Raw genomic sequence first — 26755 nt, forward strand, 5'->3', positions numbered from 1 at the left:
TCTAGGGATACGCGCATGACGATCGAAGAATTTGCCTACGACCACCCCGACCGCGACGTCGCGGCCTTCAAGCGGGCCGTCGCCAACAAGCTGATCTACACGGTCGGCAAGGATCCCGTCGCCGCCAGCCAGGACGACTGGCTGCACGCCACGGCGGCGGCGGTGCGAGACCAACTCGTCGAGCGCTGGATGGCGACCACCCGCGCCAACTACAAGCAGGACCTGAAGCGCGTCTACTACCTCTCGATGGAGTTCCTCATCGGGCGCACCTTCACCAACGCGCTGCTCGCGCTGGAGCTGTACGGCACGGTGAAGCAGGCACTGACCGACTTCGGGGTCGACATCGAGGCGCTGACCGAGCGCGAGCCCGACGCGGCGCTGGGCAACGGCGGCCTCGGTCGGCTGGCGGCCTGCTTCCTGGATTCCATGGCCACGCTCGGCGTGCCCGGCATGGGTTACGGCATCCGCTACGAATACGGCATGTTCCGCCAGCGCATCGTCGACGGCCAGCAGGTCGAGACGCCCGACTACTGGCTCACGCGCGGCAACCCCTGGGAATTCCAGCGCCCCGAGGTCAACTACCGCGTGCGCTTCGGCGGCCACGTGCAGAAGCGCGTCGGCCATGACGAGCCCTACGGCGCCGCCCACTGGGTCGACACGCACGACGTGCTGGCCGTGGCCTACGACACCATCATTCCCGGCTACGGCACGCCGGCCACCAACACCCTGCGGCTCTGGTCGGCGCGCGCTACGGAGGAGATCGACCTCTCGGCCTTCAACCGCGGCAACTACATGGCAGCGGTGGAGAGCAAGAACCACTCCGAGAACGTCTCGCGCGTGCTCTATCCCGACGACTCCACGCCGTCCGGCCGCGAGCTTCGCCTGCACCAGGAATATTTCTTCTGCAGCGCCAGCGTGCAGGACCTGCTGCGCCGCTACCTGCGCACCCACACCAACTTCGACAAGCTCGCCGAAAAGGTCAGCATCCACCTGAACGACACGCACCCCGTGCTGGCCGTGCCCGAGCTGATGCGCTTGCTGCTGGACGAGCACAACCTGCCGTGGGACGCCGCCTGGGAGCAGGTCCAGAAGGTGTTCAGCTACACCAACCACACGCTGATGCACGAGGCGCTGGAGACCTGGCCGGTCGAGATGATGGGCCGCATCCTGCCGCGCCACCTGCAAATCATCTATGACCTGAACGCGCGATTCCTCGGCTCGGTGGCGCTGAAGTTCGGTGGCGACCACGAACTGATGCGGCGCCTGTCGCTGGTCGACGAATCGGGCGAGCGCCGCGTGCGCATGGCCTACGTGGCGGTGCTCGCGAGCCACTCGATCAACGGGGTCTCGGGCCTGCATTCGGAGCTGATGAAGCAGTCGATCTTTGCCGACTTCAACAAGATCTTCCCCGAGCGCTTCAACAACAAGACCAACGGCGTCACGCCGCGCCGCTGGCTGGCACAAGCCAACCCGCCGCTGGCCAGCCTGCTGGACGCCCGGATCGGCCGCGGCTGGCGGCGCGACCTCAACCAGCTGCAGGCGTTGCGGCCGATGGCCGCGCAGGCGCCCTTCGTTCGTGCCTTCCGCCATGCCAAGCGCGAGAACAAGCTGCGCCTGGCCAACTGGATCGAGCAGCACATGGGCATCGTCGTCGACACCGACGCCATGTTCGACGTGCAGGTCAAGCGCATGCACGAATACAAGCGCCAGCTGCTCAACGTGCTGCACGTCATCACGCGCTACCACCGCATCCTCGACGAGCCCGATGCGCCCCATGTGCCGCGCGTGGTGGTGTTCGCCGGCAAGGCCGCGTCGGCCTATGCCATGGCCAAGATGGTGATCCGCCTCATCAACGACGTCGGCACGGTCATCAACAACGACGAGCGCGTGGGCAAGCTGCTGAAGGTGGTGTTCCTGCCCAACTACAGCGTGAGCCTGGCCGAATGCATCATCCCGGCCGCCGACCTCAGCGAGCAGATCTCCACCGCCGGCACCGAGGCCTCCGGCACCGGCAACATGAAGTTCGCGCTCAACGGCGCGCTTACCATCGGCACGCTGGACGGCGCCAATGTCGAGATGCAGCAGAACGTCGGCGCCGAGAACATCTTCATCTTCGGCCACACCACGCCGGAGGTTGCCGACATCCGCGCCAAGGGCTACCAGCCGCGCGACTACTACGACAACGACCTCGAACTCAAGCGGGTGCTCGACGCGATCCGCGACGGCATGTTCTCGCACGGCGAGCCTTCGCGCTACCAGCAGGTCTTCGACACGCTGGTGAACTGGGGCGACAACTACCTGCTGCTGGCCGACTACGCGAGCTACGTCGAAATGCAGGAGAAGGTCGACGCGCTCTACCGCGACAGCGACGCATGGACCCGCATGGCGATCCTCAACGTCGCCGGCATGGGCGCGTTCTCGTCAGACCGCACGATCGCCGAGTATTCGTACGATATCTGGAAGACCAAGCCGGTGCACTTGGAGAGCTGAGGTCGGGCCCTGGGGCCGAGGCTGCGGAAAGCGGACTTGGCCGTACGCGAAGGACGCGAAGGAACGCGAAGGAACGCGAAGGACGCAAAAAAAGACAGAAAGAAGGTAAGAAGGCCGTTTGTCTTCCTTTCGCGTCCTTCGCGTAACCTTCGCGTCCTCTGCGTCCGGCTACCCGCGTTCGGCAGCCTCGCATCGCAAGACCAGCAATTCAGCGCGCAGGCGCTTCCGTCACGAAGCCGATCCGGCTCAACCCCGCCGTGTTCGCGATCCCCATGATCTGGACCACCTTGCCGTAGGGCACGGTGATGTCCGCGCGCAGTTGCACCTCGGTATCGCGATTTTCGAGCGCTGCCTGCTTCAGGCGCGCGGCGAGTTGCGCATCGTCCATGGGCACGTCGTTGAGATAGACGATCCCCTTGGCATCCACCACCAGGCTCACGAAGCGCGGCTCGTCGTTCGGCTTGCCCGCATCGGTCTGCGGCAGGTCGAGCCGGATCGAACTGGCCAGCAACGGCGCCGTGATGATGAAGATCACCAGCAGCACCAGCATCACGTCCACCAGCGGCGTCACGTTGATGTCCGACAGCGGCCGCTGCCCGCCCGCGCCCGTGGCCCGACCGCCGCTGCCGCTGCTGCTTCCCAGGGCTGAGCGACCGAAGGGCATGATCAGGCCGGCGCCGGGCCGCTCCCAAGGCGGCCTGCCGCCCCCTTGGGGGGCAGCGAGCACACGAAGTGAGCGAGCGTGGGGGTCATGTCCAGGCCGGCGCCGGGCCGCTCCCAAGGCGGGCTGCAACCCCCTCGGGGGCAGAGAGCACACGAAGTGAACGAGGGTGGGGGTCGTCATGTCCAGGCCGACGCCGGGCCGCTCCCAAGGCGGCCTGCAGCCCTCTCGGGGGCAGCGAGCACACGAAGTGAGCAAGCGTGGGGGTCATGTTCAGATCAACATCGTCCCGGCCGTCGGCAAGCCCGCTTCGGGCCGCTCGCCGAACACCGCCAGCAGGTCGTGCGCAAAGCCTTCCAGTTCCGCCTCGATCCGCCCGATCACGCGGCCGAACCAGTTGTAGGCCAGCACGGCAGGAATGGCGACCGCCAGCCCGGCGGCCGTCATGATCAGCGCCTCGCCGACGGGACCGGCCACCTTGTCGATGGTGAAGGCGCCGGACTGCGCGATGCCCGTCAGCGCGTGGTAGATGCCCCAGACCGTGCCCAGCAAGCCGACGAAGGGTGCGGTCGCGCCCACGGTGGCCAGCAGGATCTGCCCGGCCGACACGCGCCGCATGGTCCCGTGCAATGCCACGCGGAGCACCCGCGTCAGGTGCGCGTCGCGCCCGCCCGTGGCGCCGAGGCTGCCCTTCGTCGCCGGTGAACTTGCCAAGCCCTGCAATGCCAGCACCGAGGGCAGCACCAGCATGCCGCGGTCGAAGGACTTGACGTGGTGCAGCGCCTCGGTGAGCGTGTGCGCCTGCCAGAAGGCCGCGACGCTGCGCAGCAGGTCGCGCGTGCCGCCGCGCAGGAACCAGGTCTTCCAGAGAATGACGACCCAACTCCCGATCGACATCGCCAGCAACAGCGCCGCCACGCCGCGGCTGACACCGTCGCCCTGGGTCAGCTGCTCGAGGACGGTCATCCGGTGACAGCGGGCCCGAAGTCCGTCACTTCAGGCCGAGCACGTCGAACATGTCGAACAGGCCGGCCTTCTTGTCGGCCAGGAAACGCACCGCCCGCAGGCTGCCCTGGACGTAGTGCGCCCGGTTGCCCGACTTGTGCGTGATCTCGATGCGCTCGCCGGTGCCGGCGAACAGCACGGTGTGTTCGCCCACGATGTCGCCGCCGCGTATCGCGGAAAAGCCGATGGTGGACGGGTCGCGCTCGCCAGTGATGCCGTCGCGGGCGTACACGGCGCAATCCTTCAGGTCGCGGCCCAGCGCGTCCGCGATGACCTCGCCCATCTTGAGCGCGGTGCCCGAAGGCGCATCGACCTTGTGCCGGTGATGCGCCTCGATGATCTCGATGTCGTAGCCCGTCGAGAGCGCCTTGGCGGCCATTTCGAGCAGCTTGAAGGTGACGTTCACGCCGACGCTGAAGTTCGGCGCCAGCACGATCGCGATGTCCTTGGCGAACGCGGCGATCTCCACCTTCTGCGCATCGCTGAAGCCGGTGGTGCCGATGACCGCCTGCACACCAAGCTCGCGGCATGCCGCGAGATGCGCCAGCGTGCCTTCAGGTCGCGTGAAGTCGATCAGCACCTGTGCGTTCTGGAGGCCCTGGCGCAGGTCGGCGACGATCGGGACGCCCGAGTTGAATCCGAGAAAGGCGCCGGCATCGCTACCGATGGCGGGGCTTGCGGCGATATCGAGCGCACCGGCGAGCTGGCAGTCGTCTGCGTCGCGAACACCCTCGATCAGCATGCGCCCCATGCGGCCGGACGCGCCGGCAATGGCAATGCGATGCATCAGCGACCCGTCGATTCGAGGGGGGGATAGCTCGCCGGCAGCGGCGCGCGCGCGGCGGTCTCTTCAACGGGCTTTTCCGGCTCGGCCGGCGCGATCTTCTTGAGCTTGTCTTCCGGAACCTCGAGCTCGGGCACCTTGCCGCTCTTGCGACGCGTGTCGAGCGTGGCAACGAATTCTTCCTCGCTCGGCATCTCGTCGCCTTCGAAGCGCTGCAGCAATTCGCCGTCGAAGTACAGCGTCAGGCGACGCTGCTGCGGCTCCACGCCCTGGCGCCGAATCGTGAACACGTAGTCCCAGCGACTGGCATGGAACACATCGCTCAGCAAGGAGGTGCCGAGGATGTCACGTACCTGCTGGCGGGACATGCCGGTGCGAAGCGCGCCGACCTGTTCCTTGGAAACGAAATTGCCCTGCACCACTTCGATCTTGTAGGGCGTGACCGCCGTGAGCGCGCCGCGCGTGCTGTCCGCAACGCTGCTGCAAGCCGCCAGGCTCAAGCACGTCAGCAGTGCGGCGGCCAGCGCGCCCGATCGGCAATGGGGGATGACGGGCATGGGGAGAAAGGGTAGCGATATGATCGAACCATTGTAGCGGCTGGCCCCCGGCGGACCCGGTCCGCGGGCCATCACTGAAACCACCATGGCCAACATCGAAGAACTCAAGAACACCGGCCTGAAGGCCACGCTCCCGCGCCTGAAGATCCTCGAGATCTTCCAGACCGGCGGGCAGCGGCACATGACGGCGGAAGACGTTTTCCGCGTACTGCTCAACGAGCATTCCGACATCGGCCTGGCCACCGTCTACCGGGTGCTGACGCAGTTCGAGCAGGCCGGCATCCTGGAGCGCAGCCACTTCGAGAGCGGCAAGGCGGTCTACGAACTCAACGAAGGCAAGCACCACGATCACCTGATCTGCACCGGATGCGGCAAGGTCGAGGAGTTCTACGACCCCGAGATCGAGCGCCGACAGCAGATGATCGCCCAGGACAAGGGCTGGATCCTGCAGGATCACGCGATGTCCCTCTACGGCCTCTGCGCCAGCTGCACCAGTCGAAGGTAAAGCCGGGTAAAGACGGCCGGTCACTCCGCCAGGCCGCTCTCCATCGCCTTGTGGTGGCGCGCGACGAAATCGGCGTACGTGTCGATGCCGCGCAACTGCAGGATCGAATTGCGCACCGCCGCCTCCACCAGCACGGCGATGTTGCGGCCGGCCACCACCTGGATGATGACCTTGCGCACCGGCACCCCCAGCACATCCTGCGTCAGCGGCGCCGAAGGCATGCGCTCGTAGTCACGCTCGAAGCTGTCGCGCCGCACCAGGTGCACGATCAGCTTGAGCCGCATGCGGCGGCGCACCGCCGTCTCGCCGAAGATCGCGCGGATGTCGAGCAGGCCGATGCCGCGCACCTCCAGCAGGTTCTGCAGCAGTTCGGGGCAACGGCCTTCGATGGTGTTCTGGTTGATGCGGAACACGTCCACCGCGTCGTCGGCCACCAGCCCGTTGCCGCGGGAGATGAGCTCCAGCCCCAGTTCGCTCTTGCCCAGCCCCGATTCCCCGGTGATCAGCACGCCCATGCCCAGGATGTCCATGAACACGCCGTGCATCGAGGTGCGCTCGGCGAAGTGCTTGGACAGGTAGGCGCGCAGCAGGTCGATCACGAAGGCCGAGGACTCGCGCGTGGCGAACAGCGGCAATTGCGCGCGTTCGCAGATTGACAGCAGTTCGTCCGGCGCGGTCTGCGCGTCGGCCAGCACCAGCATCGGCGGCTCCAGCGTGACGATGCGCGCAATGCGCCGGGCGCAGTCTTCCTTGGTGCCGCGCGTGAGGTAGGCCACCTCGCGTGCGCCAAGGATCTGCACGCGATAAGGATGGATGTAGTTGAGGTAGCCGACCAGGTCCGCCGCCGACTGGGCGCGGCTGATGACGTCCGATTCGAACTGCCGCTCCGATGCGCCCAGCCCGGCCAGCCACTCCCAGCGAAGCGATCCGCGAAATTCCTCGAACATCGCGTCCGCGCTGATGACTGTGTGCTTCATGGGTGATGGGAAAGGACGAATGCTCTGGGGTATTCAGTCCAAGAATAACGTGGAACCGGCATTGCGGGGCCACTGGCATGGCCTCGCTGGCAGGGCACGCGATGGCGCGGCGCCTGAGGGCGAGCGGCGATTGCGCCGGGGAACCGGCGTCTGCGATGCATGGGAAGAGGCCGCAGCAGCGGCTGGGAAAGCGCACGAAATGCGCCATTCAAAGGCGAGCGGAAGTTACGCGACTTGCGCGGACTGCCAGCCCGCGATCAGCGCATGGAGGGCGCGCGCATCGGTGCTGGACTTGATCTTTTCGCGCAGGCCGGAATCGCTGAGCAATTCGGCAATCTCGGAGAGGATTTCGAGGTGCTTCTGCGTGGCCGCCTCCGGCACCAGCAGGAAGATCAGCAGCACGACCGGTTGCTCGTCGGGCGCGTCGAAGCCGATCGGATCGGCCAACTGGAACACGGCCGCCATCGGCGCCTTGAGGCCCTTGATGCGACCGTGTGGTATCGCCACGCCGTGACCAAGCCCGGTCGATCCGAGCCGTTCGCGCGCGAACAGGCTGTCGGTGATCAAGGCGCGACCGAGGCCGTGGAGGTTTTCAAACAGCAAGCCGGCCTCTTCGAAGGCACGTTTCTTGCTTGTAGCGTCGACGCTCACAAGGACTTGAGCGGGCGGCAGGATGGACGCGAGGCGATTCATGTTTGGGGCAGGGCGATGGCGATTATGCACCGACCTCGCGAAAAGCAAAGGGCCGCCAAAAGGCGGCCCGCAAGAGTGTTTGCCCTGAGCCACGTCAGCGGCTCGAAACAGTCCGTATTACATGATGCGCTTGGGCGCGGCGTGATGATGGTCCTGCAGACGGTCCTTGTGGCGCACCACCTGGCGGTCCAGCTTGTCGACCAGCTCGTCGACAGCGGCGTAAAGATCAGCATGGCTCGACTCGGCGAACATGTCATTGCCCTTCACGTGGATGTTGCACTCGGCCCGTTGCCTGCGCTCCTTTTCCTTCTGCTTTTCAACCGTTAGCAGCACCTTGACATCGACCACCTGGTCGAAGTGGCGGGTGATCCGATCAAGCTTGCTAGTGACATAGCTGCGCAATGCTGGAGTGACGTCGAGGTGATGACCGCTGATCGTCAGATTCATGAATGACCTCCTGGGATAGACCGTTGATAGACCGTTGGTGAAAAGGACCTCCCCTCGACTGAGGGAGGGGCCACGGGGACAACATGGATAGGGAGTGGAAGGGACGGGAAGGGAGCGGAAAAAGAGGTGTGGAAGGGAAGGGAAAGAGAGGTGGTTGCAGAAAACCCGCTGGGGGTCCGGTTCACTATGCCCCCCGTGTCATCGAATTGCAATCCCCGAATGGCAGGGAAAACCGTGATGCATTGCACACGTTGCAGGTAGTTACCGTCGGTTTCAAAAACGCTGTAGTGAGTTTTTATTCACTTCGTCCAGCGAGCGCGCGACGGCGCTATTTCCAGGCGTTGCGCAGGCGATTTCGAAGGTCGATGGCGGCCGCCGGCGGCGGCACGAAGACAGGGCGCTCGGGTGGCGGCGGCCAGGTGACGTGCTCGAAGCGCGCGGCGTCGGCCGCATCGATGAAGCGAGTGCGGCCGGCGTACACATGGCGGTCGCCCCGCGCGGCCTGCTGCGTTACATAGAAGCGCTGCGGCACGACCAGGTGCAAATGGTCGCGCGCACGCGTCATTGCGACGTACAGCAGCCGGCGCTCCTCCTCCAGTTCGGCCGCGCCCTGGGCCACGTCGGCCGGCATGCAGCCGTCCACCACGTTGAGCACATGCACCGAGCGCCACTGCTGCCCCTTGGCCGAATGGATGGTCGACAGGATCAGGTAATCCTCATCGAGCAGCGGCGGGCCGGCGCGGTCGCTGGTGGCCGACGGCGGGTCGAGCGTAAGTTCCGTAAGAAAACTTTCACGCGATGAATATCCCGACGCAAGCCGGGCCAATTGTTCGAGGTCGCCGCGGCGCACGCCGGCATCGTCATGCAGTCGTTCGAGATGCGGCAGGTACCAGCGCAGCGCCGCTTCCATGTCGGCAGGCCAGGGCGAAGCCGCTGCTCGCAACTCCCCGTAGATATCGGCAAAACGTTGCCATTCTTCGCGAGCCCCCGGCGGCGGCTGGAAGTCCCGCACCACGGCGCCCGGATCGGCCGCCTCGCCCATGGCGTCGAGCAACCGCGACGAGGTGGCCGGGCCGACGCCCGGAATGAGCTGCGTCACCCGAAAGCCGGCCATGCGCCCGCGCGGGTTCTGCACGAATCGCAGCACCGCCAGCAGGTCCTTGACGTGGGCCGCCTCCAGGAACTTGAGGCCGCCGTACTTGACGAAGGGAATGTTGCGGCGCGCCAGTTCGAGTTCCAGTGCGGCGCTGTGGCTGGAGGTGCGGAACAGCACGGCTTGCGACTTCAACGCGAGGCCGCCCTCGCGGTGCGCCAGGATGCGGTCGCACACCCAGGTGGCCTGCTGCGCCTCGTCGGGCACCAGCACCAGTTGGGGAAGGCCGGCGGACGGCTTGTCGGTCCAGAGGGTCTTGGCATGGCGCTCGGCGGCATGCGCAATGACGGCGTTGGACACATCGAGGATCGGCTGCGTGGAGCGGTAGTTGCGCTCCAGCGTAACGATGCGTGCCGCCTGCGAGAACTGGCCGGGGAAGTCGAGGATGTTGCGCACGGTGGCGCCACGGAACGAGTAGATCGATTGCGCGTCGTCCCCCACCACGGTCAGGCCGCGGCCATCGGGCTTGAGCGCAATCAGGATCGCGGCCTGCAGGCGGTTGGTGTCCTGGTATTCGTCGACCAGCACATGGTCGAAGCGCGAGCCGACGAGTTCGGCCAGGGACGGCTCGCTCATCATCTCGGCCCAGCAAAGCAGCAGGTCGTCGTAGTCGAGCAGGTTCTGCTGCTGCTTGGCCTCGACGTAGCCGCCGAACAGCCGCTTGAGTTCGGCAGCCCATTCCGCGCACCAGGGGAAGGTGTGCTTGAGCACGCTTTCGAGCGGCTCGCGAGTGTTGACGCAGCGCGAATAGATCGCGAGGCAGGTGCCCTTGCGCGGGAAGCGCCGCGTGGTGGCGGACAGCCCGATCTCATGCCGCACCAGGCCCATGAGGTCCTCGGCATCACCGCGGTCGTGGATAGTGAAGTTCTCGTCGAGGCCGATCTGCGTGGCGTGCTCGCGCAAGATGCGTGCACCGACGCCGTGAAAGGTGCCGGCCCAGGGCAGGGCCGGCGGCGCTTCGGAGCGCAGGCCCAGCACGCGCGCCACCACCTGTCCGGCGCGCCTCTCCATTTCCTGCGCTGCCCGGCGCGAGAAGGTCAGCAACAGGATGCGCTGGGGATCTGCGCCCTGGGCGATCAGGTGCGCGACACGATGCGCCAGCGTGCTGGTCTTGCCCGAGCCGGCGCCGGCAATCACGAGCAGCGGCTCGGGCCCTGGATGCATGACGGCCGCACGCTGCTCGTCGTTGAGCGCGGCGAGGACCGACGCCAGACGTTGCGCGGGTGTTTCGGCGGCTTGGGAGGGAGCTTCGGCTGTCAGCGACATGGGAAAGTGAACTGTACATTCATCCAGCGCGTAGAGCTCGCCGAGACGCGGGTGCCGCCCTCACCCCGGCCCTCTCCCCGAGTGGAGAGGGAGGCACCCCGGCACGATGCAACGCGCACGTCACAGGCGGCAACAGATAATCCGCGCCATGCTGAATATCTTCACGCTCGCCAACGGCCGACTCGTCCAGGAAGAAATCGAGTCGCTGGAAGAGCTGTCCAAGTTCCAGCCGATCTGGGTCGACCTGGAGTCGCCGTCGGTCGAGGAAAAGCGTTGGGTCAAGCAGTACTACGGGCTGTCGATTCCTGAAGACGCGATGGACGAGGACATCGAGGAATCGGCCCGGTTCTACGAGGAAGACAACGGCGAGCTGCACATTCGCAGCGACTTCCTGATCGATGACAGCGAGGACCCGCGCTCGGTGCGGGTCGCCTTCATCCTGAACCAGCACAACGCCGAGTTGCGCAGCCGCGGCGTGCTGTTCTCGATCCACGACGAGGACGTGCCGGTGTTCCGTCTGGTGCGCATGCGCGCGCGCCGGGCGCCGGGGCTGATCGAGGACGCCAAGGAAGTGCTCCTGAAGCTGTTCGACGCCGACGCCGAATATTCCGCCGACACGCTGGAGAACATCTACGACGACCTGAAGAAGGTCAGCGAGAAGGTGCTGCGCGGCAACATGACCGACGCGCTGGCCAGCGAGGTGCTCGGCGAGATCGCGCGCCACGAAGACCTGAACAGCCGCATCCGCCGCAACGTGATGGACACGCGCCGCGCGGTGAGCTTCATGATGCGCAGCAAGATGCTCAGCGCCGAGCAGTTCGAGGAGGCGCGGCAGATCCTGCGCGACATCGAGTCGCTGGACAACCACACGGCCTTCCTGTTCGACAAGATCAACTTCCTGATGGATGCGACCGTCGGTTTCATCAACATCAACCAGAACAAGATCATCAAGATCTTCTCGGTGGCCAGCGTGGCGCTGCTTCCGCCGACGCTGGTGGCGAGCATCTACGGCATGAACATGCAGTTTCCGGAACTGCAGGCCTTGGGGAGCCTGTCGTATCCGTACGTGGTGATCATGATGGCGGCGAGTGCGCTGGTGCCGATGTGGTACTTCGGGCGGAAGGGCTGGTTGAGCTAGGCTCGCCCCCAGGTCGCCGCGTCGCGGCTCTCACCCCCTACCGGGGGCAACACCGGCGGCCCGGCAAAGCCGGTTCCGCGGTGTTTCGCGAACAGCGATATCCTTTCGGCGCCGTTTGGCGGATTCCAGGAAACACGACATGTCGAAACTCAGGGTCGCAAGCTTTTCAATCTCGCTGGACGGCTACGGGGCGGGGCCGGATCAGTCCATCGACAACCCGCTGGGACGCAACGGCGGCGAACTGCACGGCTGGGTTTTCCCCACGCGCACCTTCCAGCGAACGCTTTTCGGACGCGATGAGGGAAGCACCGGCGTCGATGACGACTTCGCCGCCAGGGGCTTCGCGAACCTCGGCGCCTGGATCCTTGGCAGGAACATGTTCGGCCCGGTTCGGGGACCGTGGCCCGATCTCGAATGGAAAGGGTGGTGGGGCGCCAACCCGCCGTATCACGTGCCGGTCTTCGTGCTGACGCACCATCCGCGCCCCCCGCTGGAGATGGAGGGCGGGACGACCTTTCACTTCATCACGGGCGGAATTCATGAAGCGTTGACGAGGGCTCGGGAAGCTGCCGGTGGCAAGGACATCCGGGTGGGCGGCGGGGTGAGCGTCATCCGCGCCTATCTAGAGGCAGGGCTCATCGACGAGATGCACCTGGCGGTGGCGCCAGTGCTGCTCGGCCAGGGGGAACACCTCTTCCACGGCCTCGACCTGCGCGACCTGGGCTACAGCTGCAGCGAGCGCGCCGCTTCGGAGAAAGCAATGCATCTGGTCCTGACGCGGAACGCGAAAGGCGCCTGACGAGGCCTGCGCGTTCCGGCGCAGACCAGGGGCGCAAGGCCGCCATGGCACGGCACGGCGCACCCATGCATTGGAAGGCGAACCGTATGAACCGTATCGGGCGCGCCGCAGGGCGGCCTCATATCAGCCGTGCATCTGGTCCCAGAGCCGCGTCGGGCTCAAGGGCATCTGCAACTGCGTCGTCCTGGCCCCGAAGCCGTTGCGCGCCAGCGCATCCGCCACCGCGTTGACCACCGACGGCGTGGCCCCGATGGTGCCCAGTTCGCCCACGCCCTTCACGCCCAACGGGTTGTTCTTGCAGGGCGTGGACTGGTCCATCTCGGTCTTGAAGTCGGGCGAGGTGCGGGCCACCGGCATGGCGTAGTCCATGAAGCTGCCGGTCAGGGGCTGGCCGGTCTCGGCGTCATAGACGATCTGCTCGAGCAGCGCCTGGCCGATGCCCTGCACCGCGCCGCCGTCGAGCTGGCCGCGCACGATCATCGGGTTCACCACGTTGCCCACGTCGTTGACCGAGGCATAGGCCACCACTTCGACATCCGCCGTCAACGGGTCGACCTCGACTTCGCTGATGTGGCAGCCGTTGGGCCAGGTCGGGCCGGCCACGGTGCTGGTGGAGTCCATGAAGATGCGGTGGTCGGGCTGCTTGCCGGCCAGCTCGAACAGGCCGATCTTCAGGTCGGTGCCGGCCACCGTGAAGCTGCCTTCGGCGTACTTCACGTCTTCCGGCGCGGCTTCGAGCTCTTTCGCGGCCAGGCCGCGGGCGTGGTCGATGGTGCGCTCCGATCCCACGCGCACGGCCGAGCCGCCGGTGAAGATCGAGCGCGAACCGGCGCTGCCGAAGCCGTCGCCGCGGTCGGTGTCGCCGAGCACCACGCGCACCTGCTCGGGCAGCACGCCGAAGGCATCGACCACGAGTTGCATCAGCGAGGTGGCGATCCCCTGGCCCATCGCGTTGACGGCAGAGAACACCTCGATGATGCCGTCCGCCAGCACCGACACGGTCACGCGTTCCTCGAACACGTTGCCGCCGGTCCATTCGAGGAAGGTCGCGATACCGAGGCCGCGCAGCTTGCCGCGCTGCTTCGACTCGGCGGCGCGCGCTTCGAAGCCGCTCCAGTCGGCCAGCGCCAGGCCCTGGTTCATCACGTGCTCGAAGCGGCCGGTGTCGTAGACCTGGCCCATCGGGTTGGTGTAGGGCATCTGCTCCGGCTGGATGAAGTTGCGGCGGCGCAGCGCGATGCGGTCCATGCCGGTCTGGCGGGCCGCCTCGTCCATCAGGCGCTCCATGTTGTGGATCGCCTCGGGCCGGCCGGCGCCGCGGTAGGCGCCGGTGGGCGCGGTGTTCGTCATCACCGCCTTGAAATGGAAATCGATGGTCTGGATGTCGTAGATGCTGGTCTGCACCCACGGTCCGATCAGCAGCTGGATCGCCACGCCCACGCCGGTGCCATAGGCGCCCACGTTGGCCAGCGAATGCACGCGCAGCGCGAGGATCTTGCCGTCGACGGCCAGCGCCAGTTCGGCGTCCACGTGCACGTCGCGGCCGTGCGTGGTGGAGGTGAATTCCTCGCTGCGGTCGGCGATCCACTTGACCGGCGTCTTGAGCGCGCGGGCGGCGAACACGACCACCGCATCCTCCGGGTACATGCCGGTCTTCATGCCGAAGCCACCGCCGACGTCGGGCACGCGCACGCGGATCTGGTCGCGCGGGATCTTGAGCACCGCATCGCACAGCGTGTCGCGCACGCCGGAGGGCATCTGCGTGCTCATGTGGACCGTGGTGCGGCCGCTGGCCTTGTCGAAGTCGGCGACGATCGAGCGCGGCTCCAGCGTGACGGCGGCTAGGCGCTGGTTGACGATGTGCAGCTTGACCACGTGCGCGGCCTTGGCAAAGGCGGCGTCCGCGGCCTCGGCGCTGCCGTGGCGCATTTCGCAGGAGATGTTGTCGGGCGCGTCATCGCACAGCACCGGCGCGCCGGGCGCGATGGCCAGCTCGGGGTCGATCACCATGGGCAGCGCTTCATAGTCGATGGACACCGCCTCGGCCGCGTCGCGCGCCTGCTGCAGGGTCCGGGCCACCACCGCGACCACGGGTTCGCCGACAAAGCGCACGCGCTCATGCGCCAGCGGGCGGCGCGGCGCGGTCGCGGCGGCAGTGCCGTCGGCGCGCACGAAGCCGGCCACGCCCGGCAGGGGCTCCACGCCGGCGGCGACCAGGTCCGCACCCGTGATGACCCGGAGTACGCCAGGCATCGCGGCCGCGGCGGAGGTGTCGATGGAGACGATGCGCGCATGCGGATAGGGCGATCGCGAGAAGCTGAGCTGGGCCTGCTCGGCAAAGGAAATGTCGTCGGTGTAGCGGCCGAGGCCCGCCACCAGCGTGTCGTCTTCGACGCGGCGGACTTCCTTGCCGCTGCCGAAGCGGCCGGCTGCAGGGACGGGGGTGGGGGTGGAGACGGAAGCGTTCAAGTGTCGACCTCATCAATCAATGGCCCCAGCGGCCAGCGCATGGACTTTGCCATGAAACGCAATGTCGCGGCGGCGCTCGCTGCAACGGCGGGGCGAATGCGCGACGCGCGTTTTTCAGGATTGCTCCGCGGGCGCCGGGCGCACCCATTTCCACGTGACTTCCACCGCCTGCACGCCCGCGACAAGCGCCTGCGGATCCGGGAAAGCCTGCCCTTCCACGACGTAGGCCGTGCGATTCCAGACATTGAAGGTGCGCGCCTGCGGATGACGGGCGTCAACGCTGCCGATCCACTCGCCGGTGCCGGGGCACACGTCGGTGCCGTTGCAGACGCGCAGGTGCCGCTTTTCGGTCTCGGGCGTCTGTGCCTGGATGCCTGCGATGGCCAGGCTGGCGAGCAGCCCGATGCCGGCGCCCGCCAGTGTGAAGACGAGCGTGGCCAGCGCGCCGATGACGGCGCTGAGACCCACGCCGCCGCGTTCGCTCAGGTAGTAGCCGAGCATCGCCCCGGCCAGCGGAAACAGCAGCAGCTTCATTCCGCCGCCCTCTTCGCGGCCCAGGCGCCTCTTCAGGGCGCTGCATGCCGCCCGCGCTTTCTCAAGCCAGGTCGAGTGCAGAGGATGCGCGTCAGGAAGGGGTTTCATCGGGTCTCAGGGAATGCGTGACCGTCACCGCGTCGCCGCAGCGAAGCGTGCCGCCCGCCAGTATGCGTGCCGTGATGCCACCGTGCCCGCGCATGGCGTTGTAGCCGCCTGGACCCAGGGCTTCTTCCATGCGCGAGCAAGGTTCGCAGGGACCGCTGACTTCCAGCACGACCTCCGCGCCGATGCGCAGTTGCAAGGGCTGGTCGCGGAACAGCGCACGCGCGGCCAGCAGGTTCAGGCCAGAGACGACCAGGTTGCGACGCAGCCATTCGACGCTCACCACCTCGCGGCGCGACAACGCAGCGATGACCGGCAGATGCTCGGCCTGGATCAGCGTGACCTGTCGCCTGCCCCCGCCGGCTGCGGAGGGCATCCGTGCCGCGATGCGATCACCGGCCAGGCCGCGCCCGGCCAGCGCCATGACCTGCGCGACGGGCTGCACGGGCGCGCCTCGCGCCGGTCGCAGCAGGATCGCGTCGAGCCGGCCCGCGTGCGCGAATCGGCTCGTGAGTTCGCGCAGGCCGTTCATGGCGGCAGCGTCGGCAACAGCGCGGCGATGAGCGCGCGGGCCTGCCGCCCGGCCACCTGCGTGAGATAGGCCGGAAAGTCCACATGCGCCTGGTCGTCCGCACGGTCCGAGATGTTGCGCACGGCGGCAAAGGGCACGCCGTGGTCGTGGCAGACCTGCGCGACCGCGGCGGCCTCCATTTCGACGGCCATCGCATCAGGGAGCGCCGCGCGCAGTGCGCGCGCTTCATCGGCGCGCGCAACGAAGCGGTCGCCGCTGATCAGCAAGCCTTGATGAACATGCGGCGTGTCGATGCCGAAGCGCGCCAGCGTCTGTGCATCGAAGAGCGACTTCGCATTCACCGACGGAGCGCGCGCCGCCGCCAGCAGCAGCGCGGCCAGCGCCGCATCCGCCACGAAGCGCGACCGCCCATACAAGGGCACCTCGAAGCGCGGGAACAGCGGCGAGGCATCCATGTCGTGCTGCAGGAATTCGGCGCCGACGACCGTGTCGCCCACCCGCACATCGGGATGCAGCCCGCCCGCCACACCCGTGAACACGATGCGCCGCGTGTTGAAGCGCTCGATGAGCGCCGCCGCCGTCGTGGCCGCAGCCACCTTGCCGATGCCCGACAGCGCGAACACCACGGGCCGCCCGAGCCACTCACCCGCATGGAAGTCGCGCCCCGCATGGCGCACGACGCGCAACCCTTCAAGCTGAACGGCCAGGCCTTCCTGCTCTTCGGGCAGCGCACTGAGGATCGCAGTGGTCATGACGCTTCTGCATTTGCCAGAAGGCAAGGTGTTGGATCCGCCTCACGAAGCGACGCGGATCCTGTGGACGAGCAACAAGCTACTTGATATCCACGCCATAGAAGGTGTGGCGGCCGAACGGGCTCAGCTTGAAGTCGACCACTTCCTTGCGCACAGGCTTCAGCTGCACCGCATGCGCGATGGTGAACCACGGCGCCTGTTCCTTGAAGACGACCTGCGCCTTCTTGTAGAGCGCATCGCGGTCGGCCTGCTTGGCCACGGTCTTGGCCTTGAGCACCAGTTCTTCATAAGGCTGGTAGCAGAACTTGGCGACGTTCGAGCCGTTGGACTGCGCCGATGCGCAGCCGAGCAGCGTATAGAAGAAGTTGTCCGGATCGCCGTTGTCGCCGGTCCAGCCCAGCATGCCCATCTGGTGCTCGCCGTTCTGCATGCGCTTGCGGTATTCACCCCATTCGAAGGTCTTGATCTCGGCCTTGATGCCGACCTTGGCCAGGTCGGCCTGCATCAGTTCGGCGATGCGCTTGGCGTTCGGGTTGTAGGGGCGCTGCACCGGCATGGCCCACAAGTCGGTGGTGAAGCCGTCGGCGTGGCCGGCGGCGGCCAGCAGCTTCTTGGCGCCTTCGGGATCGTACGGGTCGTCCTTGACCGCATCGTTGTACGACCACATCGTCGGCGGGATCGGGTTCTTGGCGGCCACGCCGGTGCTCAGGTAGACGCCGTCGATGATGGCCTTCTTGTTGATGGCCATGTTGACGGCCTTGCGCACGCGCACGTCGTCGAAGGGCTTCTTGGTGGTGTTGTAGGCGAGGTAGCCGATGTTGAGCCCGGGCTGTTCCAGCACCTGCACGTTCGGGTCCTTGCGGATCGCGTCGAGGTCGGCCGGGTTCGGGTAGGGCATGACGTGGCACTCGCCCTTCTGCAGCTTGGCCCAGCGCACCGAGGCGTCGGGCGTGATCGAGAAGATCAGGTCGTCGATCTTGGCCTTGCCATCCCAGTATTGCGGGAAGGCCTTGAAGCGGACGATCGCGTCCTTCTGGTACTGCACGAGGTAGTACGGGCCGGTGCCGATCGGGTCCTGGTCGATCTTCTCGGGCGTGCCCGCCTTCAGCATCGCGATGGCGTATTCCTTGGACTGCACGCCGGCATAGGGCATGGCCAGGTTGGCCAGGAAGGGCGCCTCGGGCTTGTTGAGCACCATCTTGATCGTGTAGTCGTCGATGCGATCGACGGACTTCAGCAGCTTGGGCATGCCCATGTCGTTGAAGTACGAATGGTTGGGGCTGGTGACCTTGAAGTAGGGGTCGTTTTCCTTCCACTGGCGCTCGATCATGAAGATCACGTCATCGGCGTTGAGGTCGCGCGTGGGCTTGAAGCTCTTGCTCGTGTTGTGCCACTTCACGCCCTTGCGCAGGTGGAAGGTGTACTCGGTGCCGTCGGCGTTGATGTCCCACTTCTCGGCCAGGCCCGGCACGACCTTGGTGCCGCCGCGCTCGAACTGCACGAGGTTGTCGTAGACCTGCGTGGTCACGTCGAAGGAGGTGCCGGTGGTGTTGATCGCCGCATAGAAGTTCTCGGGGCTGCCTTCGGAGCAGAACACCAGCGTCTTCGCGGCGGCAGCGCCGCAGGCGAGCGCCAGCGCGGTCGGGATGATCAGGGCGGCGGCGGCACGCAGGCGGCGCGCAACAGGGGACTTGGCTTTCATTGCGGAAACTCCTTCGGACGGGAAACGGGAAAAGGTCTGCACGCCGGCTTGGTACCCCGTTTCATAAGTACGGGCACAAATGAAATCGATGCGTTTCGTGTCAGGGCAAGGCGCAAACCGCAGCGATACCCGAAGGTATCGCGAGGATTTGCAACGCCGCCATGGCGCGAAAGGCGCGGTTTCATGTGCTCGTACTTATGAAATGGGGTACCTAGGCCGGCGCAAGCTGCGGATTATGGGCACCGGCAGGGGCGGCGCCATCGAGGAACTTCTCGGCGTGGTGGCAGGACACCATGCGCTCGTCGAGCGCGCGCAGCACCGGACGCTCGACGCGGCAACGCTCGGTTGCATGGGAACAGCGCGTGTTGAACACGCAGCCCGGGGGCGGATTCAGCGGCGAAGGCAGTTCGCCCTGCAGCACGATGCGCTGGCTGGTGGCCAGGCCGGGCGTCGAGGCCAGCAGCGCCTGCGTGTACGGATGCAGCGGCCGCGCGAAGATGCGCGACTTGGCGCCCTGCTCGACCACGTGGCCGAGGTACATCACCATCAGGTCGTGCGCGATGTGGCGCACCACGCCGAGGTCGTGCGAGATGAAAAGGTAGGCCAGGCCCAGTTCCTTCTGCAGGTCGGCCAGCAGGTTCAGCACCTGCGCCTGGATCGACACGTCCAGCGCGGAGACCGGCTCGTCCGCCACCAGCAAGCGCGGCGACAGCATGAGCGCGCGCGCGATGGCGATGCGCTGGCGTTGCCCGCCGGAGAACATGTGCGGATAGCGGTTGGCATGCTCCGGCCGGAGGCCGACGCGCGACAGCATCTCGCGCGCCTTGGCGGCGCGCTCGGTCTTGCCGAGGCTGGTGTTGATGGCCAGCGGGTCTTCCAGCACGGCCGCGATCTTCTTGCGCGGGTTGAGCGAGCCGTAGGGGTTCTGGAAGACCAACTGCACCGCCTGCCGCAGCTCGCGCTTGCGTTCCGCCGGCGGGTGGACCGCGTCCATGCCCACGATGCTGAGCTGGCCCGCGGTCGGCTTCTCGATCAGCGTGACCATGCGCGCGAGCGTCGACTTGCCGCAGCCCGATTCGCCGACCACGGCCAGCGTGCGGCCCCGCTCGAGCCTGAACGAGACCTCGCCCACGGCCTGCAACTGCGCAGGCGCCTTGAACATGCCGCGCTTGATGTCGTAGACCTTGCGCAGGCCCTTGGCTTCGGCGACGACTTCGCTGGATGTCGTGGTCATAGCTGAGGCTGCGAAATGCGGGAGCGGACTTCCGGACGCAGAGGACGCGAAGGTTTCGCGAAGGACGCGAAAGGAATACCAAGAAAGATTCCTTCCTTTTGAATCTTTCGCGTCCTTTGCGTTTCTTCGCGTCCTTCGCGTACGGTCAAGTCCGCATTCATCGGCCGTGGGTTCATGGCAAGGCCTCTACAGGCTGTGGGCCGTCGCGCTGGATCAGCACTTCGCGGTTCGGGTCGCCGAGCGCGTAGTGGCAGCGCACCTCGCCGCCCTCGCCGGCGGCGATCGGGCGCAACTCCGGGCGCACGGCGCGCGAGTGGGCGGTGGCGTAGCTGCAGCGTGGCGCGAACAGGCAGCCGGCGGGGCGATCGTGCACGCCGGGCACGACGCCGGCGATGGTGGCCAGGCGGCCTTCCGGCGCGGCGCGTTCGGGCAGGGCCGCGAGCAGTGCCTCGGTGTAGGGATGCTGCGGCTGGGCGAACAGGCGGTCGACGCGCTGCTGCTCCACCACCTGGCCGGCATACATCACGGCCACGCGCTGCGCCATGTCAGCCACCACGCCCATGTTGTGCGTGATGAGCACCAGCGCCATGCCGCGCTCCTTCTGCAGGCTGCGCAGAAGGTCGAGGATCTGCGCCTGGATGGTGACGTCGAGCGCGGTGGTCGGCTCGTCGGCGATCAACAGCCGCGGGTTGCAGGCGATGGCCATGGCGATCATCACGCGCTGGTTCATGCCGCCGGAGAGCTGGTGCGGGAAGGAGTTGATGCGCGTCGCGGGCGCGGGGATGCCGACCTGTTCCAGCAACTCGATCGCGCGCTTGTGCGCAGCACGCTTGTCGAGCTTGAGGTGCAGGCGCAGCGTCTCGACGATCTGGAAGCCGACCGTGAAGCACGGATTCAGGCTCGTGGTCGGTTCCTGGAAGATCATCGCCACGTCCTTGCCGACCAGCGTGCGGCGCGCGCGATCGGACAGGCCGAGCAGGTCCTGCCCGGCAAAGCGCAAGTGCGTGGCGCGCACCTTGCCAGGCGAGCCGATGAGCCCCATCAACGCCATCATCGTGACGCTCTTGCCGGAGCCCGATTCACCGACGATGCCGAGCACCTCCCCCTCGTCGACCTGCAGGCTCACGCCGTCGACGGCATGCATGATGCCGCCCTGCGTGGGGAACTCGACCTGGAGGTCCTGGATTTGGAGAAGTGCCATGGTCAACGCTTCAATTTCGGATCGAGCGCATCGCGCAGGCCGTCACCGACGAGGTTGAACGCCAGCACCGCGGCCAGGATCGCGAGGCCCGGGAAGGTCACGACCCACCAGGCGCGCAGCACGAACTCGCGGGCATCCGCGAGCATCGTGCCCCACTCGGGCGAAGGCGGCTGCGCGCCGAGGCCGAGGAAGCCCAGCGCGGCGGCATCCAGGATCGCGGTCGACACGCCGAGCGAAGCCTGCACGATCAATGGTGCGGCGCAGTTCGGCAGCACTTCGCGGAACATCAGGCGCAACAGGCCCGCGCCGCTCAGGCGCGCGGCCGTGACGTAATCGCGCGAGACCTCCGAGATCACCGCCGCGCGCGTGATCCGCACGTAGTGCGGCAGCACGACCACCGCCACCGCGAGCATCGCGTTGATGAGCCCGGGCCCGAGGATCGCCACGATCACGATGGCCAGCAGCAGGCTCGGCAGCGTGAGCACGATGTCCATCAGCCGCATGATCGCGATCTCGACGATGCCGCGGAAGAAGCCGGCGATCAGGCCCAGTGAGATGCCGACCGCCATCGACAACGCCACCACCGCGATGCCGATGGACAGCGACAGCCGCGAACCCCACATCAGGCGCGAAAGGATGTCGCGGCCGATGGCGTCGGTGCCCAGCAGGAACTGCGTCGATCCGCCCTCCTGCCAGGCCGGTGGCCGCAGGAAGGCGGCGCTGTCGGTCTCGTTGGGCGCATGCGGGGCGATCCACGGCGCCAGCAGCGCGACGACCAGCAGCACCACGATCACGGCCAGGCCCATGACGGCGCCCTTGTTGGCCGAGAACGATGTCCAGAATTCGCGCCACGGCCCGGGCGGGGTGGACGCGGTGGTGCCGACAGGCATGGTTGCGGGCGCGCTCACTTCCTGATCCTCGGATTGATGACGCCGTAGGCGACGTCGACGAGCAGGTTGACCACCATCACGATCACGCCCAGCAACAACATGCCGCCCTGCAGCACCGGATAGTCGCGCCGTCCGATCGCCTCGATCAGCCACTTGCCCACGCCAGGCCACGAAAAGATGGTCTCGGTGAGGATGGCGCCGGTGAAAAGCACGCCCACCTGCAGCCCGATCACGGTCACCACCGGGATCAGCGCATTGCGCAGCGCATGGAGCGCCACCACGCGGAACTTGGACAGGCCCTTGGCGCGCGCCGTGCGAATGTAGTCTTCGCCGAGCACTTCTAGCATCGCCGAGCGCGTCATGCGCGCGATCACCGCCAGCGGATTGGTGCCCAGCACGATTGCCGGCAGGATCAGGTGCCTGAGCGCCGACCAGAAGGCGCCGGGCTCGTCGGCCTTGAGCGAATCGATCAGCAGGAAGCCGGTGGTCGGCTCGATGAAGTACTGCACCGCGATGCGGCCCGACACCGGCGTCCAGCCCAGCTGTACCGAGAAGAACAGGATCAGCAGCAGGCCCCACCAGAAGATCGGCATCGAATAGCCGGTCAGCGACACAGCCATCACGCCATGGTCGAACACCGAGTTGCGCCGCACCGCCGCGATGATGCCGGCCGGAATACCGAGCAGCAGCGCGAACAGGATGGCGCACACCGCCAGCTCGACCGTTGCCGGGAACAGCGACAGGAACTCGCTCATCACCGGCTCCTGCGTGATCATCGACTTGCCCAGGTCGCCATGCAGCACACGCCAGACGTAGATGCCGTATTGCGTGATCAAGGGCTTGTCGAGCCCGTAGGCCGTGAGCAATTCGGCATGGCGCGCCGCATCGATGCCGCGCTCGCCGGCGAGCGTCTCGATCGGATCGCCCGGCACCAGCCGGATCAGGAAAAAGGCCAGCATCGTCATGCCGATGAAGGTCGGCACGAGCAGGCTCAGGCGCGTGAAGATGAAACGAAGCATCGCCGCTGACTATGCAAGTCCAATGCCGGCCTTGACCTCCGGCTGAACCCTTACGACCTTTGTACAAAAACAGCGTGCGCGACCTTGGGCCGGGCACCCGACACGCGGTGAGCGCAGCGAGGCCTGTTCGTGGGCATCCGCAGAACCGGCTTCGTCGGCCCGCTGGATTGCGCCCCGGCAGGGGTTGGAGGAGCGCACGCAGTGCGCGGACCCTGGGGTTACCTGAGTTCGCGACGCAGGATCTTGCCGACCGGCGTCTTCGGCAGGTCGGTACGGAACTCGATCACGCGCGGCTGCTTGTAGCCCGTGAGATTGGCGCGGCAGAAGTCGCGCACCTGCTGCTCGGTGAGCTCCGGCGCCTTCTTCACGATGACCAGCTTGACGGCCTCGCCGGTCTTGTCGTCGGGCACGCCGACCACCGCGCATTCGAGCACGCCGGGCATCATCGCGACCACTTCCTCGACCTCGTTCGGGAACACGTTGAAGCCGCTGACGATCACCATGTCCTTCTTGCGATCGACCACCTTGAAGTAGCCGCGCTCATCGACGGTGCCGATGTCGCCGGTCTTGAAGTAGCCGTCGGGCGTCATGACCTTGGCCGTCTCGTCGGGGCGCTGCCAGTAGCCGGCCATGACCTGCGGACCCTTGATGGCGATCTCGCCTCGCTCGCCGTGCGGGACTTCGATCCCGTCGTCGTCGAGCAGCTTCACCCAGGTGCTAGGCAGCGGCAGCCCGATGGTGCCGGAGAACGACTTGCTGGTGACCGGGTTGCAGGTGACCGATGGCGAGGTTTCCGACAGACCGTAGCCCTCGACGATCGGGCAGCCGGTCTTCTCGAGCCACAGCTTGGCCACCGCGCCCTGCACCGCCGTGCCGCCGCCGACCGACACCTTCAGGTTGCGCCAGTTGACCAGGCCGAAATCCGGATGGTTGGCGAGGCCGTTGAACAGGGTGTTGACCGCCGGAAAGCTGTGGAAGGTGTGCTTGGCCAGTTCCTTCAGCACCGCCGGCAGGTCGCGCGGGTTCGGGATGAGGATGGTCTTTCCGCCGGTGCGCATGCCCAGCATCATGTTCACCGTGAAGGCGAAGATGTGATAGAGCGGCAGGGCGCACACGCTGGTCGGTTGTTCACCTGCGGGAATCGCGCGCATGACCGGCTCGTTCCAGGCCTCGGACTGCAGCACGTTGGCAATCACGTTGCGATGCAGCAGCACCGCGCCCTTCGACACGCCGGTGGTGCCGCCGGTGTACTGCAGCAGGGCCACGTCGTCCGGGCCGATGGCATGCTTGTCGAGCTTGCGCGCGCTGCCCTTCTCGACCGCGTCGTTGAAGCGCACGGCGCCCGGCAGGCTGAACGCGGGCACCATCTTCTTCACGTTGCGCACCACGTAGTTGACGATGAGGCCCTTCGGGAAGCCGAGCTGGTCGCCCATGGCGCACAGGACGACGTGCTTGACCTGCGTGGCCGCGATGCACTTCTGCAGCGTGGCCGCGAAGTTCTCGATGATGACGATCGCCTTGGCCCCGGAATCCTTCAACTGGTGCTCGAGTTCGCGCGGCGTGTACAGCGGATTCACGTTCACGATCACCAGGCCCGCGCGCAGCACGGCGGCCACCGCGATCGGGTACTGCGGGATGTTCGGCATCATCAGCGCGACGCGGTCGCCCTTGACCAGGCCGAGGTTCTGGAAATACGCCGCGAGCGCCGCGCTCATCTTGTCGGTCTGGGCGTAGCTCAGGTCCTTGCCCATGAAGCTATAGGCCACGCGCTCCGAGTAGCGCGAGAAGCTTTCCTCCATCAGCCCCACCAGCGAGATGTATTGCGAGGCATCGACGTCGGCAGGCACGCCTTCCGGATAGCCCGCGAGCCAGGGACGATCGGTCATTTCTTGAGTCTCCAAAACGGGAAAGTGCATGCGCCGCCGCAAGGCGTGCGCATGCCTGTATTAGATCAAAGCCGTGAGGGGGTCGAGCGGGCGCTGTCGGCCCGGCGACAGAACCGAGGGCGACGGTCGGTCGCCCGGCTACTCGATCGCCTTGCCCATGTCCTCGACCACCTTCTTGGCGTCGCCGAAGACCATCATGGTCTTGTCCATGTAGAACAGCTCGTTGTCCAGGCCGGCGTAGCCCGCGGCCATGGAGCGCTTGTTCACGATCACCGTCTTGGCCTTGTAGGCCTCCAGGATCGGCATGCCGTAGATCGGCGTGCCCTTCGTGAGCGCGGCAGGGTTCACCACGTCGTTGGCGCCCAGGATGATGGCGACGTCGGCCTGGCCGAACTCGCCGTTGATGTCTTCCATCTCGAAGACCTGGTCGTAAGGCACTTCGGCCTCGGCCAGCAGCACGTTCATGTGCCCGGGCATGCGGCCGGCCACCGGGTGGATCGCGTACTTCACAGTCACCCCGTGCTCGGTGAGCTTCTGCGCCAGCTCCTTCACCGCGTGCTGCGCGCGGGCCACGGCCAGGCCATAGCCCGGCACGATGATCACGGTCTCGGCGTTCGACAGCACGAAGGCCGCATCGTCAGCGCTGCCGCTCTTGACCGGACGCTGCTCCTTGGCGCCGCCGCCAGCGGTGACCGCCTCGCCGCCGAAGCCCCCCAGGATCACGCTGAAGAAGGAGCGGTTCATCGCCTTGCACATGATGTAGCTCAGGATCGCACCCGAGGATCCCACCAGCGAGCCGGCCACGATCAGCATCGCGTTGTTGAGCGAGAAGCCGATGCCCGCCGCCGCCCAGCCCGAATAGCTGTTGAGCATCGACACCACCACCGGCATGTCGGCGCCACCGATCGGGATGATGATCAGCACGCCCATCACGAAGGACAGCAGCACCATCAGGAAGAAGGCCGTCCAGCTCTCGGTGACAACGAACACCAGGCCCAGGCCGATGGTGATCAGGCCCAGCACCAGGTTGACCATGTGCTGGCCCTTGAACTGCACCGGCGCGCCCTGGAACAGGCGGAACTTGTACTTGCCCGACAGCTTGCCGAAAGCGATCACCGAACCGCTGAAGGTGATCGCACCGATGGCCGCGCCCAGGAACAGTTCGAAGCGGTTGCCCGCCGGAATGGCATAGCGCAGGAAGCCGTCGACGATCATCGCGCCTTCGGGCGTGTTGACCGTGCCGGCCGCCGCAACCGGCAGCGGCGTGATGCCGAAGGCCCAGGGCTCGACCACCGCGGCGATGGCGATGAACACCGCCGCCATGCCGATCATGCTGTGGAAGAACGCGACCAGCTCGGGCATGGCCGTCATCTCGACAGTCTTGGCGCGGTAGGCGCCATAGCCGCCGCCAACCACGAGGCCGAGCAACACCCAGCCCATGCCGATCAGACTGCCCGACGAGATCTGCACGATCAGCGCGGCGGTGGTGAGGATGGCGATGGCCATGCCGGCCATCCCGAAGACGTTGCCGCGGATCGAGGTGGTCGGATGGCTCAGGCCCTTCAAGGCCTGGATGAAGAAGACGCTGGCAACGAGGTACAGCAGCGTGACGACATTCATGCTCATGACTTGTCTCCCGCCGGCGTCGTCTTCTTGTCCTTCTTCTTGAACATCTCCAGCATTCGCCGCGTGACGAGAAAGCCGCCGAAGACGTTCACCGCGGCCAGCGCCACGGCGAGCACGCCCATGGTCTTGCCGAAGACGGAGCTGGTCATCGCCGCGGCCAGCATCGCGCCGACAATGACGATCGCCGAGATCGCATTGGTCACCGCCATGAGCGGCGTGTGCAGCGCGGGCGTGACGGTCCAGACCACGTGGTAGCCCACGTAGATGGCCAGCACGAAGATGATCAGGTTGATGACTGTGTGGGAAACGGGATCCATGGCTTCTTCCTCC

24 protein-coding genes are annotated in these 26755 nt (G+C 66.4%); 4 read left to right on the forward strand and 20 right to left on the reverse strand.

What is annotated here, in order from left to right; all coding sequences use genetic code 11:
• Window positions 1–15 precede the first annotated feature (15 nt).
• A complete protein-coding gene (locus HCU76_RS12650) occupies window positions 16–2490 on the forward strand; it encodes a glycogen/starch/alpha-glucan phosphorylase (protein WP_218509493.1) in 2475 nt (824 codons plus the stop codon).
• A 208-nt stretch (window positions 2491–2698) separates the two neighbouring features.
• Here the strand turns inward: HCU76_RS12650 and HCU76_RS12655 are convergent, their stop codons facing one another.
• From HCU76_RS12655 to HCU76_RS12670, 4 genes are all read right to left on the reverse strand, one after another.
• Complete coding sequence (locus tag HCU76_RS12655) at window positions 2699–3154, reverse strand: biopolymer transporter ExbD (RefSeq protein WP_213956101.1); 456 nt, start codon at window positions 3152–3154, stop codon at window positions 2699–2701.
• 270 nt (window positions 3155–3424) lie between these two features.
• Window positions 3425–4117 carry a MotA/TolQ/ExbB proton channel family protein gene (locus tag HCU76_RS12660; RefSeq protein ID WP_218509494.1) on the reverse strand — a complete coding sequence of 231 codons (693 nt, stop codon included), beginning with the start codon at window positions 4115–4117 and terminating at the stop codon, window positions 3425–3427.
• 25 nt (window positions 4118–4142) lie between these two features.
• Window positions 4143–4943 carry a 4-hydroxy-tetrahydrodipicolinate reductase gene (dapB, locus tag HCU76_RS12665; RefSeq protein ID WP_218509495.1) on the reverse strand — a complete coding sequence of 267 codons (801 nt, stop codon included), beginning with the start codon at window positions 4941–4943 and terminating at the stop codon, window positions 4143–4145.
• Window positions 4943–5497, reverse strand: coding sequence for an outer membrane protein assembly factor BamE (locus HCU76_RS12670; RefSeq protein ID WP_218509496.1), 555 nt, complete (start codon window positions 5495–5497; stop codon window positions 4943–4945). The genes dapB and HCU76_RS12670 overlap by 1 nt, the downstream gene beginning before the upstream one ends.
• Window positions 5498–5582: 85 nt before the next feature.
• Between HCU76_RS12670 and fur the strand changes: the two genes are divergently transcribed.
• Entirely contained in the window at window positions 5583–6002 is a 420-nt protein-coding gene (gene fur, locus HCU76_RS12675) for a ferric iron uptake transcriptional regulator (RefSeq protein ID WP_213956105.1), read from the forward strand.
• A 20-nt stretch (window positions 6003–6022) separates the two neighbouring features.
• Here fur and hprK read toward each other — a convergent pair whose 3' ends face one another.
• The 4 genes from hprK to HCU76_RS12695 all read right to left on the reverse strand — a co-directional run bounded on the left by hprK (window position 6023) and on the right by HCU76_RS12695 (window position 10538).
• Window positions 6023–6979: an HPr(Ser) kinase/phosphatase gene (gene hprK, locus HCU76_RS12680; protein ID WP_213956106.1), complete on the reverse strand. Its 957-nt coding sequence runs from the start codon at window positions 6977–6979 to the stop codon at window positions 6023–6025.
• Window positions 6980–7204: 225 nt separating this feature from the next.
• Complete coding sequence (locus tag HCU76_RS12685) at window positions 7205–7672, reverse strand: PTS sugar transporter subunit IIA (RefSeq protein WP_213956107.1); 468 nt, start codon at window positions 7670–7672, stop codon at window positions 7205–7207.
• A 117-nt stretch (window positions 7673–7789) separates the two neighbouring features.
• Window positions 7790–8119, reverse strand: a complete 330-nt coding sequence (gene hpf / locus HCU76_RS12690) for a ribosome hibernation-promoting factor, HPF/YfiA family (RefSeq protein ID WP_213956108.1) — start codon at window positions 8117–8119, stop codon at window positions 7790–7792.
• A 328-nt stretch (window positions 8120–8447) separates the two neighbouring features.
• Window positions 8448–10538 (reverse strand): ATP-dependent helicase, encoded by a 2091-nt coding sequence (locus HCU76_RS12695; RefSeq protein ID WP_218509497.1) that lies wholly within the window; start codon window positions 10536–10538, stop codon window positions 8448–8450.
• Between the two features lie 148 nt (window positions 10539–10686).
• Here HCU76_RS12695 and corA point away from each other — a divergent pair, with 148 nt between their 5' ends.
• Both corA and HCU76_RS12705 read left to right on the forward strand, forming a co-directional pair.
• Window positions 10687–11676 carry a magnesium/cobalt transporter CorA gene (corA, locus tag HCU76_RS12700; RefSeq protein WP_213956110.1) on the forward strand — a complete coding sequence of 330 codons (990 nt, stop codon included), beginning with the start codon at window positions 10687–10689 and terminating at the stop codon, window positions 11674–11676.
• 139 nt (window positions 11677–11815) lie between these two features.
• A complete protein-coding gene (locus HCU76_RS12705) occupies window positions 11816–12475 on the forward strand; it encodes a dihydrofolate reductase family protein (RefSeq protein ID WP_218509498.1) in 660 nt (219 codons plus the stop codon).
• 123 nt (window positions 12476–12598) lie between these two features.
• Here the strand turns inward: HCU76_RS12705 and HCU76_RS12710 are convergent, their stop codons facing one another.
• From HCU76_RS12710 to HCU76_RS12765, 12 genes are all read right to left on the reverse strand, one after another.
• Window positions 12599–14944, reverse strand: coding sequence for a xanthine dehydrogenase family protein molybdopterin-binding subunit (locus tag HCU76_RS12710; protein WP_218509499.1), 2346 nt, complete (start codon window positions 14942–14944; stop codon window positions 12599–12601).
• Between the two features lie 114 nt (window positions 14945–15058).
• Window positions 15059–15586 (reverse strand): hypothetical protein, encoded by a 528-nt coding sequence (locus HCU76_RS12715; protein WP_218509500.1) that lies wholly within the window; start codon window positions 15584–15586, stop codon window positions 15059–15061.
• Window positions 15570–16115, reverse strand: coding sequence for an MOSC domain-containing protein (locus HCU76_RS12720; protein WP_218509501.1), 546 nt, complete (start codon window positions 16113–16115; stop codon window positions 15570–15572). The genes HCU76_RS12715 and HCU76_RS12720 overlap by 17 nt, the downstream gene beginning before the upstream one ends.
• Window positions 16112–16867, reverse strand: a complete 756-nt coding sequence (locus tag HCU76_RS12725) for a 5'-methylthioadenosine/adenosylhomocysteine nucleosidase (RefSeq protein WP_218509502.1) — start codon at window positions 16865–16867, stop codon at window positions 16112–16114. The genes HCU76_RS12720 and HCU76_RS12725 overlap by 4 nt, the downstream gene beginning before the upstream one ends.
• A 79-nt stretch (window positions 16868–16946) precedes the next feature.
• A complete protein-coding gene (locus HCU76_RS12730; protein ID WP_218509503.1) occupies window positions 16947–18569 on the reverse strand; it encodes an ABC transporter substrate-binding protein in 1623 nt (540 codons plus the stop codon).
• 211 nt (window positions 18570–18780) lie between these two features.
• Window positions 18781–19803, reverse strand: coding sequence for a peptide ABC transporter ATP-binding protein (locus HCU76_RS12735; RefSeq protein WP_218509504.1), 1023 nt, complete (start codon window positions 19801–19803; stop codon window positions 18781–18783).
• A gap of 172 nt (window positions 19804–19975) precedes the next feature.
• The gene (locus tag HCU76_RS12740; protein ID WP_218509505.1) at window positions 19976–21004 is read right to left on the reverse strand and encodes an ABC transporter ATP-binding protein; all 1029 of its coding nucleotides are present in this window, start codon (window positions 21002–21004) and stop codon (window positions 19976–19978) included.
• A gap of 2 nt (window positions 21005–21006) precedes the next feature.
• Window positions 21007–21894 (reverse strand): ABC transporter permease subunit, encoded by an 888-nt coding sequence (locus HCU76_RS12745; RefSeq protein ID WP_213956199.1) that lies wholly within the window; start codon window positions 21892–21894, stop codon window positions 21007–21009.
• 14 nt (window positions 21895–21908) lie between these two features.
• Window positions 21909–22913 carry an ABC transporter permease subunit gene (locus HCU76_RS12750; protein ID WP_218509506.1) on the reverse strand — a complete coding sequence of 335 codons (1005 nt, stop codon included), beginning with the start codon at window positions 22911–22913 and terminating at the stop codon, window positions 21909–21911.
• Between the two features lie 218 nt (window positions 22914–23131).
• On the reverse strand, window positions 23132–24799 hold the full coding sequence (locus HCU76_RS12755; RefSeq protein WP_218509507.1) for a long-chain-fatty-acid--CoA ligase: 1668 nt from the start codon (window positions 24797–24799) through the stop codon (window positions 23132–23134).
• Between the two features lie 138 nt (window positions 24800–24937).
• Entirely contained in the window at window positions 24938–26425 is a 1488-nt protein-coding gene (locus HCU76_RS12760) for an NAD(P)(+) transhydrogenase (Re/Si-specific) subunit beta (RefSeq protein ID WP_218509508.1), read from the reverse strand.
• Complete coding sequence (locus HCU76_RS12765) at window positions 26422–26742, reverse strand: NAD(P) transhydrogenase subunit alpha (RefSeq protein WP_213956121.1); 321 nt, start codon at window positions 26740–26742, stop codon at window positions 26422–26424. Before HCU76_RS12765 ends, HCU76_RS12760 begins: the two co-directional genes overlap by 4 nt.
• Between the last annotated feature and the right edge of the window lie 13 nt (window positions 26743–26755).

Origin of the sequence: Variovorax sp. dw_308 (genome assembly GCF_019207085.1) — a bacterium.
Taxonomy (GTDB): Bacteria; Pseudomonadota; Gammaproteobacteria; order Burkholderiales; family Burkholderiaceae_C; genus Variovorax.